This window comes from Caulobacter flavus (assembly GCF_003722335.1).
GTDB lineage: Bacteria > Pseudomonadota > Alphaproteobacteria > Caulobacterales > Caulobacteraceae > Caulobacter > Caulobacter flavus.
The window spans coordinates 1,626,092-1,640,549 of the sequence record NZ_CP026100.1; the positions used below are offsets into that span (position 1 = coordinate 1,626,092).

Here is a 14,458-nt window from a genome sequence, read left to right on the forward strand (position 1 = left end):
ATGGGGCGCCGCCCGCGGTTGCAGGCTACACCAGCGGCGGGTTCACCTGCCGGAAGCCGCCTTCGCGCCAGTACGGATAGTAGGGATAGGCCGGGGTCACGGCGCTGGCCGCGTCGAGCACCGCGACCTGCTCGGGGCTGAGGCTCCAGCCGACCGCACCGAGGTTCTGGCGCAGCTGCTCCTCGGTGCGGGCGCCGATGATCACGCTGGACACCGTGGGGCGGCGCAGCAGCCAATTGATGGCGACCTGCGGCACGGTCTTGCCGGTCTCGGCGGCGACGGCGTCCAGCGCGTCGACGATGCGGTAGAGGCGCTCGTCGTCAACCGGCGGGCCGGCGTCGGCGGTCTGGTGCAGGCGGCTGGTTTCCGGCAGCGGCTGGCCGCGGCGGATTTTGCCGGTCAGGCGGCCCCAGCCCAGCGGGCTCCAGACCATGGCCCCGACGCCCTGGTCGGCGGCCAGCGGCATCAGCTCCCACTCGTAGTCGCGGCCGGCCAGCGAGTAGTAGGCCTGGTGGGCCACGTAGCGCGGCCAGCCGTGGCGGTCGGCGGCGGCCAGCGACTTCATCAGCTCCCAGCCGGCGAAGTTGGAGGCGCCGACATAGAGCACCTTGCCGGCGCGGACGAGGTCGTCGAGGGCGGCCAGGGTTTCCTCGACCGGCGTCGCGGCGTCGAAGGCGTGCAGCTGCAAGAGGTCGATGCGGTCGGTCTTCAGCCGCTTCAGCGCCGCCTCGACCCCGCGCGTCAGCCGCAGGCGCGAGGCGCCGGCGTCCAGCGGTCCGTCGCCCGTCGGCAGGCCCAGCTTGGTCGAGATCAGCGCCTCGTCGCGGCGGCCGGCCAGGGCCTCGCCGAGGATCTCCTCGGACGCGCCGTTCGAATAGACGTCGGCGGTGTCGAACAGGGTGACGCCGGCCTCCAGGCAGATGTCGATCAGCCGGCGGGCCTCCTCGACCCGGGTGTCGCCCCAGGCGCTGAACAGCGGGCCCTGGCCGCCGAACGTGCCGGCGCCGAAGCTGAGGGCGGGAACCTTGAGGCCGGACCGGCCGAGGGTGCGGTATTCCATGGGGTGTCTCCGGGGAAGGAAGGGGCGTCAGTGGACAGGGCCGCTCCTCCCCGCAGGCGGGGGAGGAGCGAGGGCTTTACGCCGGGGCCAGCTTCTGGCGCTTCTCCAGCCCGAGGCTCACCCCCGCCAGGACCAGCGCGCCGAGCGGCACCAGGGCGGCGATCGGGGCGATGGCCGAAAGGCCCAGGCCGTGGGCGATCACCGCGCCGCCCAGGGCCGCGCCGATGGCGTTGCCGAGGTTGAAGGCGGCGATGTTGAGGCTGGAGGCCAGGCCCTGGCCCGCGCCGCCGGCCTGGCTCAGCACCCGCATCTGCAGCGGGGCGACGGTGGCGAAGGCGGCCGCGCCCAGCAGGAAGGCGGCCAGCACCGCGCCGACCTTGTCGTGGAAGGCCCAGCCGGCCGCCAGCATGATCACGGTCAGGATGGCGATGCTGCCGGCCAGGGCGGTGTTCAACGCTTTGTCGGCCCAGCGGCCGCCCAGCAGGTTGCCCGCCACCAGGCCCGCGCCGAACACCAGCAGGATCGGCGAGACGGCGGCCTTCGAGAAGCCGGCCAGTTCGGTGAGGATCGGCTGGATGTAGGTGAAGACGGCGAACACCCCGCCGAAGCCCAGCACGGTCATGGCCAGGCCCAGCTGCACCTGCGGGCGGGCCAGCACGGCGAACTCCTCCTTGAGGGCGGCGGGCGCGGCGGCCTTCTCGCCCTTGGGCACCAGCAGGGCCAGCACGACCAGCGCCGCGGCGCCGATGGCGGTCACCGCCCAGAAGGTCGAGCGCCAGCCGAAGGCCAGGCCCAGCCAGGCGCCGAACGGCACGCCCAGCAGGGTGGCCAGCGTCAGGCCGGTGAACATGATGGCGATCGCCGAGGCCTTGCGCTCGGGCGGCACCAGGCTGACGGCGACCAGCGAGCCGACCCCGAAGAAGGTGCCGTGGGCCAGGGCGGTGATGATCCGCGCGCCCATCAGCACGCCGAAGCTGGGGGCCAGGGCGGCGACCAGGTTGCCCAGGGTGAAGATCGCCATCAGGGCCAGCAGCGTGGTCTTGGGCGGCAGGCGGCGGGTGGCCAGGGTCAGGATCGGCGCGCCGACGAAGACGCCCAGCGCGTAGCCGGTCATCAGCCAGCCGGCCGTGGGGATCGAGACGCCGAGATCGGCGGAGACCTGCATCAGCAGGCCCATGATGACGAATTCCGTGACGCCGATGCCGAAGGCGCCGACGGTCAGGGCATAGAGGGCGAGGGGCATGGCGGCCGGCTCCGATAATTGTTCGAGCCGTCAGATAGCGCCGTGACCTTCGATGAATTAGATTGCGGGAAAGACTATCACTTGTGACGTGAAGGCACGATGGCGCGACAGGAGATCAACCGCACCGCCGAGATGGAAGTGTTCGTCCGCGTGGTCGAGCAGGGCGGCTTCTCGGCCGCCGCGCGAAGCCTGCGGATGACCCCGTCCGCGGTCAGCAAGCTGGTGGCCCGGCTTGAGGCGCGCCTGGGCGCGCGGCTGGTCAACCGCTCGACCCGCAAGCTGATCCTCACCGCCGAGGGCCAGACCTTCCACGAGCGGTCGCTGCGCGTGCTGGCCGATCTCGACGAAGCCGAGCGCGCCGTGGCCGCCAGCGCGGTTCCGCGCGGCCGGGTGCGGGTCAACGCCAGCGTGCCGTTCGGCCAGCACTTTCTGCTGCCCCTCGCGCCGCAGTTCCTGGACGCGCACCCCGACATCCAGCTCGACATCACCGTCACCGACCAGGTGATCGACCTGATGGACGAGCGGGCCGACGTGGCCATCCGGGTGGGGCCGATGCGGGCCTCGCAGCTGATGGCCCGCAGGATCGCCCAGAGCCGCATGGTGCTGGTGGCCTCGCCCGGCTATCTGGCGCGGGCCGGGGCGCCGGAGCATCCCGACGAGTTGCCCCGCCACGAGCTGGTCACCTTCAACTTCGCTCGCCACTGCGACTCCTGGCCCTTCCAGATCGACGGCGAGGGCGTGTTTCGCCCGGTCCACGGCCGGGCCGAGGTCGGCGACGGCGAGAGCGCCCGCACCCTGGCCCTGGCCGGCCAGGGCATCGCCCGGCTGTCGGTGATCCATGTGGGTCCGGACATCGCCGCCGGCCGCCTGGTCCCGGTGCTGGAGGCCTTCAATCCCGGCGACATCGAGCAGATCCACGCCGTCTATGTCGGCCACGGCGGCCAGCTTCCGGCCCGGGTGCGGGCCTTCATCGACTGGCTGGCCGGCGCGATGACCGTGGGGCGAAGCGAGCCGGCGGCGCTGGATCGGTTCGGCGTCCTTCCGGCGTGAGGCTGACGGCCGGTCTCACGCGATCTGAAAGCGCCGGCGCAGCGCCAGGCCCGCGGCGAACAGCATGGCCACACTGAACAGGCTCTGGGCGATAGCAAGCAGCTGGACCACCAGCTTGCCTCCTGGATGAACACGCCCGACCATGCCGATAACCGGCGTCGCCGCGTCGGGCCGCCCCAAATGTCCGAACGGCTTGAAGGTCGTCTCGATGGAAAGGGTCACCGCCTCCCAGAACCTGTGCGCTTCGCAGGCGGATCGCAGGAGGGCGGCCGCCGTCGTTCCTCCCGCGAGCGCCAGGCCCGCCAGCCAGTAGGCCAAGGCAAAGACGAGCAGGGCCCATCCAACGCCGATCACCGGCGACTGGATTGAAAGGCCATAGCCGGTAAGCCCGCCGTAGAGGCGGCTGGCGGTGCGATCGAACCGTGCGGTCCTGGGGTTCTGTTCTCGCGCGATTAGTTCATAGCGATAGAAAGTTTGCTCGAGGCTACGATCGCGCCGCTGTTCAGCGTTTTGCTTGAGCGACGTCATCACGGCTTGCATCTGGCTGAAGTGTTCGGCCCGATCGCCGGGCTTAAGCCGGTGCAGAGCGGCGATCGCGGTGTCGAAACCGCGATCTTCATCCAGGGTCTCGCGACTGAAGAGCGTCAGTCCGTCGAATCTGGCTCCGTAGAGCATTGCGAAGGCCGTGAAGGATCGGCCCTGGAAGCTAGTCAGCCGGGGAAAGGTGACGTCGGCGAACGCGCCGGCGTGGATTTTCGGGTCGTTGGGGAAGGCGACGTCGTCGAAGCGGACGGTTGAGGAAGGCCTCGCGCTGCGGAAGCTCAGGTTTCGGCTTTCCTCCAAGTTCGCCCGTTCGAACGAGGCCTGGCTTTCGAACACCGCGCTGTCGAAGCGGAACGCCGCATCGCCGGCGAGGTCGACGACCCTGCAATCCTCGAACCGCGCCAAGCCCTTGAACGTGGCCCGATCGAACCAGGCGCCGTCGGTGAAGGTCGCTTTGCGGAACCAGACGTCGCCAAGAAACTCAACGGCCTCAAAGCCGGCTCGACCGCCGAACCAAGAGTTCTCGAACGAGGAGCGCGCGCCGATCGGTCTTCCATATCGCACGAGCCCCTCGCCGAACCATGTCCAATCGGCGCGGATATGGACAGGCTCGTCATGGGCGCCGAAGCTTCCCAGGGCGCCCGGGAAAATGACGCCTGACATCTGTGCGCGCCGATCCAGGCCGGTTGCGCGGGTGCTCCAGTAGAAGTCGCTGGTTTTGGCCCTCTTCAGGTGATCGGCCAGGGCCTCGTCCAATTCGCCGGGATGCCAGTCGGCTTTGCCCGTCGGCGTGCCGTCCTCCCATAGGAGCGGCAGGTGAAAGCGAGTGAACTCCCGGCCCGATACTGGTGATTTCGTCAGGTGTCCGCCTTCCTCGCGCCAATAGTCCTGATGGTTGCCGCCGCCCGCAATCGGCAGTTCCGCAAGGCCTTGCCACGAGAAGTCCTGCTCCCACCAGACTCGCCACCACGCCGCTTTCAGAGCGGCGACGTTCACTTGATCCACGTTCAGCCCCCGCTTACGCGATTCCTCCCACGAGACGGATCGATGCTCCCCGGAAAGCTCGTCGGTTGGCAAGCGCGAAGCGATCCCTACCCCGCCGCCTTGCCGTAGGCGCTGAGGGCGGCGGCCATCTGCGGCGCGGCTTCCACGACCGGCGCGGCGGGGGCGTCGGGCGCGGCGGCGCCAGCCAGGCGGGCCTGGGCCTCGGGCGAGAGGGTGACGGTGTCTCGTGGTGCGGCGGCCGCCGGCTGGGCGGCGTCGAGATCCGACTGCAGGCGTGCGCGATAGTCCTTGACTGTGGCCGGACCGCGCGCGCCGGGCACGCCCACCTGCAGCGAGGCGACGATCGTCTTGTCGGTGTCGGTGAGGCCGTCGAAGGCCTTCAGCGCCTGGGCCTGCGGCGCCGGCGGGGCGGCGTCGGCCCCGGCCCAGGCGGCCTTGGTGAAGGTGTTCAGCGCCGACTGCACGGTCTTGGCGAACGGGGAGTCGTTGAGGGGCGGGGCCAGGGCGGCGCGCTCGGCGTGGCCGGCCCCGGTCCAGCGATTGGCCAGGGCGTGATAGGCGGAAAGCTTCTGGTCCAGCCCGACCGCGCCGGCGGTGTCGGCGAGCGCCGCCGCCGCGCCGGCCGCGCCGCCGGGATAGGCGACGGCGGACGCGCCGGTTCCGGTCTCGGTCGAGTAGGGCTGCGATATCTTCATCCTGCCGGCAGCCTTCGCGCGGGCGGGATGAAGAGGGTGTGAACGCTGACGCCTGGGCTGCGTGGCATGCTGTCGCAGCAAGGAGGCGAGGCCCCCGCCGCCAGGCGAGGACCTCTCTTTCGGCGTCAGCCGCCGACCAGCACCTCGGCCACCTGCACGGCGTTCAGCGCCGCGCCCTTGCGCAGGTTGTCGCCCACGACGAACAGGGCCAGGCCGTGCTCGACGGTAGGGTCGGGCCGCACGCGGCCGACGAACACCGGGTCCTGGCCGGTGGCGGCCAAGGGGTTCGGCACATCGTCGAGCACCACGCCCGGCGCGGCGGCCAGCAGGGCCAGGGCCTGCTCGACCGAGACGGGGCGGTCGAACTCGGCGTTGATCGACAGGGCGTGGCCGCTGAACACCGGCACGCGCACGCAGGTGCCGCTGACCGGTAGGTCCGGCAGGCCCAGGATCTTGCGGCTCTCGTCGCGCAGCTTCAGCTCTTCCTCGGTGTAGCCGTCCTCGCCCAGCACGTAGTTCAGCGGCACGACGTTGTAGGCCAGGGGCACGGCCCACTTCTTCGGCTCGGGCAGAGGCGCGGCCTCGGGGCTCATGGCCAGGCCGTCCAGATCGCCCGCCGCGCCGGCGCGCAGCTGCTCGGACAGGACCTGGATGCCCTCGACCCCGCCGCCCGAGGCGGCCTGGTAGGTGCTGACCGTCAGGCGCTTGAGGCCGGCGTGGTCGTGCAGGGGCTTGAGCACCGGCATGGCGGCCATGGTGGTGCAGTTGGGGTTGGCGATGATGCCCTTGGGCAGGTCGTCCAGGGCCTGCGGATTGACCTCGGCCACCACCAGCGGGACCTGCGGGTCGCTACGCCAGGCCGACGAGTTGTCGATGACGATCGCGCCGGCCGCGGCGGCCTTGGGCGCCAGTTCGCGCGACGTGCCGCCGCCGGCCGAGAAGAACACGATGTCCAGACCGGTGAAGTCGGCGGTCGCGGCGTCTTCCACGGTCACCGAGCCGTCCTTCCACGGCAGGGCCTGGCCGGCCGAGCGGGCCGAGGCGAAGATCCGCAGGGCGCTCAACGGGAAGTTCCGCTCGGCCAGCAGCTTCAGCATCATGCCGCCGACCAGGCCGGTGGCGCCGACGACGCCGACGGCGGGCGGATTGGAACGGGAAAACTTGCGGCTCATAGGTGACGTCTCCTGGTGATGAGGAGCGCGGGGAGCCTTGAGGTCTCGTGGTCAAGAGAGCCGCCCCGCGCAGTGCGGGGCTGGTCCGAGGATGCTTGCGTTAGATCGCGCGCATACCCGCCGCCCCGCCGTGGCGGGTCGTTTTGCGGGTAATAATTTTGGTCGCGGCCAATTGCATCGAGCGGGGCTAATAGCGGCGATCAAGGCGAAGGTAAAGTCGGTGCGTCCTTCGAGGCCCGCTGCGCGGGCGCCTCAGGATGAGGACTTCCGTGCAATGAGATCCTCATCCTGAGGTGCGAGCCCCGGCCTTGAGCCGGGGAGAGCCTCGAAGGACGCAAGGCGTTTCACCCGCTGGCCCCCTTGCTCTCCCAGTCCTCCACGAACGGGAAGCGTCTCTCCCAGAACTCGGCCAGGCGCGGATCCGCATCCACCCGCCGCACCACGTCGGCCATCTTCGGCGCGCGCTCGTAGAACCGCACGCGGCGCGAGCCCCAGCGGCTGACCACGGCGACATAGAGGTCCAGCACGGTCAGCGTCTCGCCCAGGATGTAGGCGCCGGGCTCGACCTGAGCGTCCATCATCGCCCAGCAGTCGGCGATACGGTCGGCGGTGGCGGCCTTGACGCGGGCCTGGGCCTCCGGATCCGGACCGGCCAGCCGCGCGGGCTCGTCGCGAACCCAGAACAGCGAATAGATCGAGGCCGGGATGAAGGTCATCCAGCGCAGGAACTGGCCCCTGCGCGGGTCGCCGATCGCCGGCGCCAGCCCGGCTGCGGGATGATTGTCGGCCAGCCAGATCAGGATCGCCGCGCTCTCGGTGATGGTCTCGCCTTGAGGGGTGACAAGCGCCGGGATCTGCTTCATCGGATTGACGGAGGCGACCTTGGCCTGCTCCGTTTCGCCCTCCCAGGTGGGGGCTTCGACCACCGTGTAGGCCTGCCCCAGAAGGGTCAAGGTCGCCTCGACCGGCACCGAGCCAGAGCCAAGCGCGCCATAGATGGTGTAAGCTGGTTTCATCTTTGGTTACCCATTCTGCCCACAACATGTTGTGCCATGGGTCAATTTGACCACTAGATGGGGCGTGTCGCCCTAGGCTACGAAGAGACTACCCGCCCGACCGATTCGTGTCCGACCGCTCTGGAGCCCGCCCATGTCCGCCTCGTTGATCACCAAGCCCGGCCTCATGATCCCCTCCGGCGGTTACAAGCCCTTCCGCTATCCGTGGGCCTACGACTTCTGGAAGAAGCAGCAGCAGGTCCACTGGATGCCCGAAGAGGTGCCGCTGGGCGAGGACCTCAAGGACTGGGCCGTCAAGCTGAACGACAAGGAGCGCAATCTGCTGACGCAGATCTTCCGCTTCTTCACCCAGTCCGACGTCGAGGTGCAGGACAACTACATGGAGCGCTACGGTCGCGTGTTCAAACCGACCGAAGTGAAGATGATGCTGGCCTCGTTCGCGAACATGGAGACGATCCATATCGCGGCCTACGCCCTGCTGCTCGAGACCATCGGCATGCCGGAGACCGAGTTCTCGGCGTTCATGGAATACGAGGCCATGAAGGACAAGCATGACTACATGCAGACCTTCGGCGTCGAGACCAACGCCGACATCTGTCGCACCCTGGCCATGTTCGGCGGCTTCACCGAGGGACTTCAGCTGTTCGCGTCGTTCGCGATGCTGATGAACTTCCCGCGCTTCAACAAGATGAAGGGCATGGGCCAGATCGTCTCGTGGTCGATCCGCGACGAGAGCCTGCACTGCGACGGCATCATCAAGCTGTACCATGCGTTCAACAAGGAAACCGGCGCGGTGACCAAGTCGGTGGCCGACGATATCGTCGACTGCTGCAAGCACGTGGTGGGCCTGGAAGACAAGTTCATCGATCTGGCCTTCGAGGCCGGCGACGTGCAGGGCATGGTCCCCGACGACATCAAGCAGTACATCCGCTTCGTCGCCGACTGGCGCCTGCGCCAGCTGGACCTGCCGGAAGTCTACGGCGTGAAGGACAACCCGCTGCCGTGGCTGCAGGCCCTGCTGTCGGGCGTCGAGCACGCCAACTTCTTCGAGGCCCGCGCCACCGAATATTCGAAGGCCGCGACCAAGGGCCAGTGGCACGGCGCCGACGGCGTGTGGTCCAGCTTCGAGGCCATGCTGCAGAAGCGCACCGACGTTCCGGCCGAGCACTGAGCCGCCGCAATCGTCGTGACGAGGTTGACGCCGCCCGCTAAGCCGGGCGGCGTTTTCGTTTGCGGAGAACCATGATGCGCATCGCGGTGATCGGTCCGGGGGCGGTCGGCGGAACCCTGGCGGCGTGGCTGGGAGAGGCGCACGACGTCACGCTGTGCGCCCGCACCGCCTTCGAGCGGCTGACGGTCGAGACGCCGGACGGCGCGCTGGTCGCGACGCCGACGGTGCTGACCGATCCGGCCGCCGCCACGCCCGTGGACTGGGTGCTGGTCGCCACCAAGACCTACGACGCGGCCGGAGCCGCCGCCTGGCTGGCGGGGCTGGTCGGTCCGGACACCCGCGTGGCCGTGCTGCAGAACGGCGTCGAGCACGTCGAGCGCTTCGCGCCCTACCTGCCCGCCGAGCGGATCACCCCGGCGGTGGTCGACATCCCGGCCGAGCGCACGGCGCCGGGCGCCATCCGCCAGCGGCGGATGGGCTGGATCAAGGTCCCGGCCGGGCCGGCGGGGCAGGCCTTCGCGGCCCTGTTCGCACACACGCCGATCGAGGTGGCGACGACCGAAGACTTCACGACCGTCGCCTGGAGCAAGCTGGCGCTCAACTGCGCCGGCGCGGTCAACGCCCTGACCCTCAAGCCGGCCGGGATCGCCCGGCGCGACGACATCGCCGCGATCATGCGCGACCTGGTGGCCGAATGCGTCGCCGTCGGCAGGGCGCAGGGCGCGGATCTCTCGGACGACCTGCCCGAACAGGTGGTGGCCGGCTATCGCGCAGGTCCGGCCGACGGGATCAACTCGCTGCACGCCGATCGCCTGGCCGGCCGACCGATGGAGATCGACGCCCGCAACGGCGTCATCGTCCGCAAGGGCGCCGCCCACGGCATCGCCACGCCGGTCAACGCCATGGTCGCAGCGCTGCTGGAAGCGGCGGGAAGCTAGGGTGCGGACACAACTGAGCTGTGCGTCGGATCCAAGAAATTCAATCGCCTATCGCCCGTCATCCCGGAAAGCGCGAAGCGCTTATCCGGGACCCAGGGGCCGGCGCAATGCAGGTGGCCCCTGGGTCCCGGCTCTACGGTCCGCTACACGGCCCTTCGGCCGGGATGACGTGAAAAACATTCGCGCAATTGAGGGCTGACCCTAGCTCTTCATGAAGCCGCCCAGGAGGTCGCCGACCGCGCCGCCCAGGCCTTCGTCGGGCAGCTTGCCGCCGGGGGTCAGCTTGTCGACCAGGCCCGGCAGCACCTCCGACAGCTTGGCGGCGGCGGTCTGGGGATCGACGCCCAGCTTCTCGGCGAACTGGCCGACGGCGCCCGAGCCGAGCACGGCCTGGATCTGTTCGGGCGACACGGGCAGGTTGGCGCCGCTCGACACCCACGACTGGGCGACCTCGGCCAGGCCCCCCTTCTGGAAGGCGTCGACGAGGCCGCCGACCCCGCCGGTGACGCCCAGGCTCTTGACCGTCTCGGCCAGGTCGCCCTGACCGCCCAGCGCGCCCATCAGATTGTCCAGCAGGCTCATGTCTCGCTCCGCTCGATCGTCGCTTGGCCCGCCGCGGACCCGCCCGACGTGGGGGGATTAAGACCCGATCCAGCGCTGTTGGCGAGCGCCCAAAAGGGAAAGGCGCGGACCTTGCGATCCGCGCCCTTGTCGTGTTCCGGCGATGCGCCAGGACCGTGCTTACGGACGGTCCTTCTTGGGCAGGGCGGCCACTTCTTCCGGCGTCAGCTTGGTGATGGCCTTGGCGCGGATCGGCATGGCGAAGCCGGTGCCGTCTGCGACGCGCAGGTCCAGGTCCAACGGACGGCAGACGGTGTCGATGCCGCGCACGTTGGAGACCAGGAAGGTGCCCGGCGCGGTCAGCTGGTTGGTGCCCCACGACAGGTCGACGCGATAGACGTCGCGGTTGCGGATCTTCATGTAGAGCGTGTTCTTGTCGGGCGCGGTCCAGCCCTGCCAGTCCGACAGCTGGAAGCACTGGCGCGGGGCCTTTTCCGTGGCCGCGCCCTCGGTCGCCAGCGCGGGACCGGCGAGAAGCGCGCCGGCCAGCCCGGCCAGGGCGATGGTTTTCAACTTGACCATTGCGATCATCCTCACAGTCCCTCGCGCGAAAGATTGGGCCTGGCGGCCTTGCCGTCAATGGTCAAGTCGCCCCTTTTTTGCGCGCGAAAGGGGCGTTTTACGTCGCCCCGTTCGAGGGGGCGTCCCGGCTGCTCCCCACGCTCCCTCTCCTTGCTTTCCTGGGCCTTGTGCCCAGGATCCATGGTTCAACCTGCTCGGACCTGTCGCGTCCTGCCGGGGTATGAGCAGCCGCCGGCATGGGCCCTCGCCACGGGGGCGAGGGAAGCGAAGAACAACGAGCAAAGAAAAAGGGCGGGACCGCGAGGCTCCGCCCTTTCTCATTTCACGATCCCCAAAACCGTAAAACCCCCGCGAAAGCGGGGGCCTAGGCTTTTTCTGACGCGCGTGGCGCTCGACGACAAAACCCCTGGGTCCCCGCTTTCGCGGGGATTTTACGGGAGAGAAGTCAGGCCTGCGCGGCCTCGCCCTCCGGAATGTCCTCCAGCTCGCCCTCCCACTTGGCCACGACGGCGGCGGCCACCGAGTTGCCGACGACGTTGGTGGCCGAGCGGCCCATGTCGAGCAGGTGGTCGACGCCCAGCACCAGGGCGATCCAGGCCTCGGGCAGGCCGAAATAGGTCAGGGTGGCCATGATCACCACGAGCGAGGCGCGCGGCACGCCGGCGATGCCCTTGGAGGTGACCATCAGCAGCAGCAGCATGAAGATCTGCTGCTGGATGGTCAGGTGCACGCCATGGGCCTGCATGATGAACATGGTGGCGAAGGTGCAGTAGAGCATCGAGCCGTCGAGATTGAACGAATAGCCCAGCGGCAGGACGAACGAGACGATGCGGCGGCGCACGCCCACCTTGGGCAGGCTGTCGAGGATGCGCGGATAGGCGGCTTCGGACGAGGCGGTGGAGAAGGCCAGCAGGGCCGGCTCGCGGATGACGCCGAACAGCGGGATGGCGCGCTTGCCCAGCACCACGAAGGCGGCCAGGAACAGCAGGGCCCACAGGGTGGCCATGGCGCCGTAGAAGCCCAGCACGAACTTGGCGTAGGTGCCCAGCATGGCCAGGCCCTGGGTGGCGATGGTCGAGGCCAGGGCCGCGAAGATGGCCAGCGGGGCCAGCTTCATGACGAAGCCGGTGACCTTCAGCATGATCTGGGCGCACTGCTCGACCAGGTGAAGCACCTGCGGGGCCTTGTCGTCGAGCGCGGCCACGGCGGTGCCGACGAACAGCGAGAACACCACGATCTGCAGGATCTCGTTCTTGGCCATGGCGTCGAAGATCGAGGTCGGCACCAGGTGGGTGATGAAGCCCTTCAGGGTGAAGGCCTCGGTGGTGGCGGCCGGCTTGGTCGAGACGGCGGCCTCCACCAGGTGCAGCCCGTGGCCCGGGGCCAGCAGGTGGACCATCAAGAGGCCCAGCACCAGCGACACGGCCGAGGCGCCGATGAACCAGCCCAGGGTCTTGGCCCCGATGCGGCCCACCGCGGCGGCGTCCTCCATGTGGGCGATGCCGGCCACCAGGGTCGTGAACACCAGCGGCGCGATGATCATCTTGATCAGCCGCAGGAAGATGTCGGTGATCAAGGAAAGGCCCGAGGCGGCCGACTTGGCCCCCGCCGCGTCCAGGAACTGGTTGCACCCCCAGCCGACGAGCACCCCCAGCACCATCGCGCCGACGATCAGATAGGCGAAGCGTTTGTTCATCGCGGGTCTTCCGTTCCCCCTCGACCGCGCGGCGGCCGGGCCTGCTTTGAAGCGCCCTCCCAGCAGGCGCATTCGTTTCGTGCACGCCTCCCGAGGGGGCATGTGGCGCCCCTTTTGGCCGAGCGGGAGGGCTTCGTCCATGCCTGGGGCGTCACAAAGGCGCAGGCTGGCGGCGCTATGCTCGCCCCAGCGCCCGGCCGCGCCCCGCTCTGGTCAGGCTGCGGCAAGGCTGATATAGGACGCCATGTCTAACCAAGAAAAAGCGATCGCCGTCGTCGAACGGCTCAACTCCGAATACGAACGCGCCGTCGAGGCGCTGCGCACCGCCCTCCGGGCCTATCTCGAAAATGGAACCCGCCCCGATCCGCAGATGCGGTTCGACGGCTCGTTCACCTATCCCGAGCTGCGCCTCACCTACGATCCCGAAGCCCTGCCGCCGAAGCTGGCGCGCGCCTTCGCCCGGGTCAGCCGTCCGGGCGTCTATTCGACCACGGTCACCAAGCCGGCCCAGTTCAAGGACTACCTGGTCGAGCAGCTGACCCTGCTGATGGACGACTTCGACGTCGAGGTCGAGATCGCCCGCTCCGAGCAGGAGATCCCCTATCCCTACGTGCTCGACGCCAGCATCGACCTGAACCAGGCCGACGTGCGCAGCGAGGACATCGCCCGCTTCTTCCCGACGACGGACCTGGCCTTCATCGGCGACGAGATCGCCGACGGCGTCTGGAGCCCGGCGCTTGAGGAAACCCGGCCGCTGGCCCTGTTCGACGGCCTGCGCACCGACTTCTCGCTGGCCCGCCTGCGCCACTACACCGGCGCCCCGGCCGAGCACGTGCAGCCGTTCATCCTGTTCACCAACTACCACCGCTACGTGGACGAGTTCGTCCGCTGGGGCGTGGAGCAGCTGAAGAAGCCGGGCAGTCCGTACACGGCGCTGTCGTGCTCGGGCGGCGTGGTGGTGACGGCGCAGACGCCGAACGCCGAGCAGGCCATCGCCGACGGCGCGTGGCGCAAGCACCAGATGCCGGCCTACCACCTGATCGCCCCGAACGGTCAGGGCGTCAGCCTGGTCAACATCGGCGTCGGCCCGTCCAACGCCAAGACCATCTGCGACCACCTGGCGGTGCTGCGCCCGCAGGCCTGGCTGATGATCGGCCACTGCGGCGGCCTGCGCGACACCCAGACCATCGGCGACTACGTGCTGGCCCACGCCTATCTGCGCGACGACCACGTGCTGGACGTGGTGCTGCCGCCGGAGATCCCGGTGCCGTCGATCGCCGAGGTGCAGCGCGCCCTCTACGACGCGGCCAAGGCGATCAGCGGCGACACCGGCCAGGAACTGAAGAAGCGCCTGCGCACCGGCACCGTGGTGACCACCGACGACCGCAACTGGGAACTGCGCCACAGCCTGTCGGCCCTGCGCTTCAACCAGAGCCGCGCGGTCGCCATCGACATGGAAAGCGCCACCATCGCCGCCCAGGGCTACCGCTTCCGGGTGCCGTACGGGACGCTGCTGTGCGTGTCGGACAAGCCGCTGCACGGCGAGATCAAGCTGCCGGGCCAGGCCAACGCCTTCTACGAGCGGGCGATCAGCCAGCACCTGCAGATCGGCATCCTGACCTGCAAGCTGCTGCAGGAGGAAGGCCCCAACCTTCACTCGCGCAAGCTGCGGGCCTTCGACGAGCCGCCGTTCCGGTGATCGCGAGCGCCTGAAACGAACGAAGGG

At 69.1% G+C, this 14,458-nt stretch carries 13 protein-coding genes; 4 read left to right on the forward strand and 9 right to left on the reverse strand.

Annotation, left to right across the window (positions count from 1 at the left end):
* Positions 1 to 25 precede the first annotated feature (25 nt).
* Complete coding sequence (locus C1707_RS07710; RefSeq protein WP_101714032.1) at positions 26 to 1,060, reverse strand: aldo/keto reductase; 1,035 nt, start codon at positions 1,058 to 1,060, stop codon at positions 26 to 28.
* Positions 1,061 to 1,136: 76 nt separating this feature from the next.
* Positions 1,137 to 2,303 (reverse strand): MFS transporter, encoded by a 1,167-nt coding sequence (locus tag C1707_RS07715; protein ID WP_101714031.1) that lies wholly within the window; start codon positions 2,301 to 2,303, stop codon positions 1,137 to 1,139.
* Positions 2,304 to 2,402: 99 nt separating this feature from the next.
* Here C1707_RS07715 and C1707_RS07720 point away from each other — a divergent pair, with 99 nt between their 5' ends.
* Positions 2,403 to 3,353, forward strand: coding sequence for a LysR family transcriptional regulator (locus C1707_RS07720; protein WP_101714030.1), 951 nt, complete (start codon positions 2,403 to 2,405; stop codon positions 3,351 to 3,353).
* Between the two features lie 15 nt (positions 3,354 to 3,368).
* Here C1707_RS07720 and C1707_RS07725 read toward each other — a convergent pair whose 3' ends face one another.
* The 4 genes from C1707_RS07725 to C1707_RS07745 all read right to left on the reverse strand — a co-directional run bounded on the left by C1707_RS07725 (position 3,369) and on the right by C1707_RS07745 (position 7,784).
* Positions 3,369 to 4,901 carry a pentapeptide repeat-containing protein gene (locus tag C1707_RS07725; protein ID WP_145998424.1) on the reverse strand — a complete coding sequence of 511 codons (1,533 nt, stop codon included), beginning with the start codon at positions 4,899 to 4,901 and terminating at the stop codon, positions 3,369 to 3,371.
* Between the two features lie 86 nt (positions 4,902 to 4,987).
* The gene (locus C1707_RS07730; protein WP_101714028.1) at positions 4,988 to 5,596 is read right to left on the reverse strand and encodes a hypothetical protein; all 609 of its coding nucleotides are present in this window, start codon (positions 5,594 to 5,596) and stop codon (positions 4,988 to 4,990) included.
* A gap of 125 nt (positions 5,597 to 5,721) precedes the next feature.
* Positions 5,722 to 6,768, reverse strand: a complete 1,047-nt coding sequence (locus C1707_RS07735; RefSeq protein WP_101714027.1) for an aspartate-semialdehyde dehydrogenase — start codon at positions 6,766 to 6,768, stop codon at positions 5,722 to 5,724.
* Between the two features lie 344 nt (positions 6,769 to 7,112).
* Positions 7,113 to 7,784 (reverse strand): glutathione S-transferase family protein, encoded by a 672-nt coding sequence (locus C1707_RS07745; RefSeq protein WP_101714026.1) that lies wholly within the window; start codon positions 7,782 to 7,784, stop codon positions 7,113 to 7,115.
* Between the two features lie 133 nt (positions 7,785 to 7,917).
* On the opposite strand from C1707_RS07745, the gene C1707_RS07750 reads away from it, so the two are divergent.
* Positions 7,918 to 8,955 carry a ribonucleotide-diphosphate reductase subunit beta gene (locus C1707_RS07750; protein ID WP_101714025.1) on the forward strand — a complete coding sequence of 346 codons (1,038 nt, stop codon included), beginning with the start codon at positions 7,918 to 7,920 and terminating at the stop codon, positions 8,953 to 8,955.
* A gap of 71 nt (positions 8,956 to 9,026) precedes the next feature.
* On the forward strand, positions 9,027 to 9,893 hold the full coding sequence (locus C1707_RS07755; protein ID WP_101714024.1) for a 2-dehydropantoate 2-reductase: 867 nt from the start codon (positions 9,027 to 9,029) through the stop codon (positions 9,891 to 9,893).
* 201 nt (positions 9,894 to 10,094) lie between these two features.
* Here C1707_RS07755 and C1707_RS07760 read toward each other — a convergent pair whose 3' ends face one another.
* From C1707_RS07760 to C1707_RS07770, 3 genes are all read right to left on the reverse strand, one after another.
* Positions 10,095 to 10,475 carry a YidB family protein gene (locus C1707_RS07760; RefSeq protein ID WP_101714023.1) on the reverse strand — a complete coding sequence of 127 codons (381 nt, stop codon included), beginning with the start codon at positions 10,473 to 10,475 and terminating at the stop codon, positions 10,095 to 10,097.
* A gap of 159 nt (positions 10,476 to 10,634) precedes the next feature.
* Positions 10,635 to 11,036 carry a DUF6491 family protein gene (locus C1707_RS07765; protein ID WP_101714022.1) on the reverse strand — a complete coding sequence of 134 codons (402 nt, stop codon included), beginning with the start codon at positions 11,034 to 11,036 and terminating at the stop codon, positions 10,635 to 10,637.
* Positions 11,037 to 11,481: 445 nt separating this feature from the next.
* Entirely contained in the window at positions 11,482 to 12,732 is a 1,251-nt protein-coding gene (locus C1707_RS07770) for a dicarboxylate/amino acid:cation symporter (RefSeq protein WP_123170726.1), read from the reverse strand.
* 244 nt (positions 12,733 to 12,976) lie between these two features.
* Here C1707_RS07770 and C1707_RS07775 point away from each other — a divergent pair, with 244 nt between their 5' ends.
* Positions 12,977 to 14,431 carry an AMP nucleosidase gene (locus C1707_RS07775; protein ID WP_101714018.1) on the forward strand — a complete coding sequence of 485 codons (1,455 nt, stop codon included), beginning with the start codon at positions 12,977 to 12,979 and terminating at the stop codon, positions 14,429 to 14,431.
* Positions 14,432 to 14,458 lie beyond the last annotated feature (27 nt).

Coding starts and splice junctions, on each gene's coding strand:
- C1707_RS07765 (WP_101714022.1), bottom strand. CDS start 11,036: ATGGTCAAGTTGAAAACCATCGCCCTGGCCGGGCTGGCCGGCGCGCTT.
- C1707_RS07770 (WP_123170726.1), bottom strand. CDS start 12,732: ATGAACAAACGCTTCGCCTATCTGATCGTCGGCGCGATGGTGCTGGGG.
- C1707_RS07755 (WP_101714024.1), top strand. CDS start 9,027: ATGATGCGCATCGCGGTGATCGGTCCGGGGGCGGTCGGCGGAACCCTG.
- C1707_RS07750 (WP_101714025.1), top strand. CDS start 7,918: ATGTCCGCCTCGTTGATCACCAAGCCCGGCCTCATGATCCCCTCCGGC.
- C1707_RS07775 (WP_101714018.1), top strand. CDS start 12,977: ATGTCTAACCAAGAAAAAGCGATCGCCGTCGTCGAACGGCTCAACTCC.
- C1707_RS07720 (WP_101714030.1), top strand. CDS start 2,403: ATGGCGCGACAGGAGATCAACCGCACCGCCGAGATGGAAGTGTTCGTC.
- C1707_RS07760 (WP_101714023.1), bottom strand. CDS start 10,475: ATGAGCCTGCTGGACAATCTGATGGGCGCGCTGGGCGGTCAGGGCGAC.
- C1707_RS07735 (WP_101714027.1), bottom strand. CDS start 6,768: ATGAGCCGCAAGTTTTCCCGTTCCAATCCGCCCGCCGTCGGCGTCGTC.
- C1707_RS07715 (WP_101714031.1), bottom strand. CDS start 2,303: ATGCCCCTCGCCCTCTATGCCCTGACCGTCGGCGCCTTCGGCATCGGC.
- C1707_RS07745 (WP_101714026.1), bottom strand. CDS start 7,784: ATGAAACCAGCTTACACCATCTATGGCGCGCTTGGCTCTGGCTCGGTG.
- C1707_RS07730 (WP_101714028.1), bottom strand. CDS start 5,596: ATGAAGATATCGCAGCCCTACTCGACCGAGACCGGAACCGGCGCGTCC.
- C1707_RS07710 (WP_101714032.1), bottom strand. CDS start 1,060: ATGGAATACCGCACCCTCGGCCGGTCCGGCCTCAAGGTTCCCGCCCTC.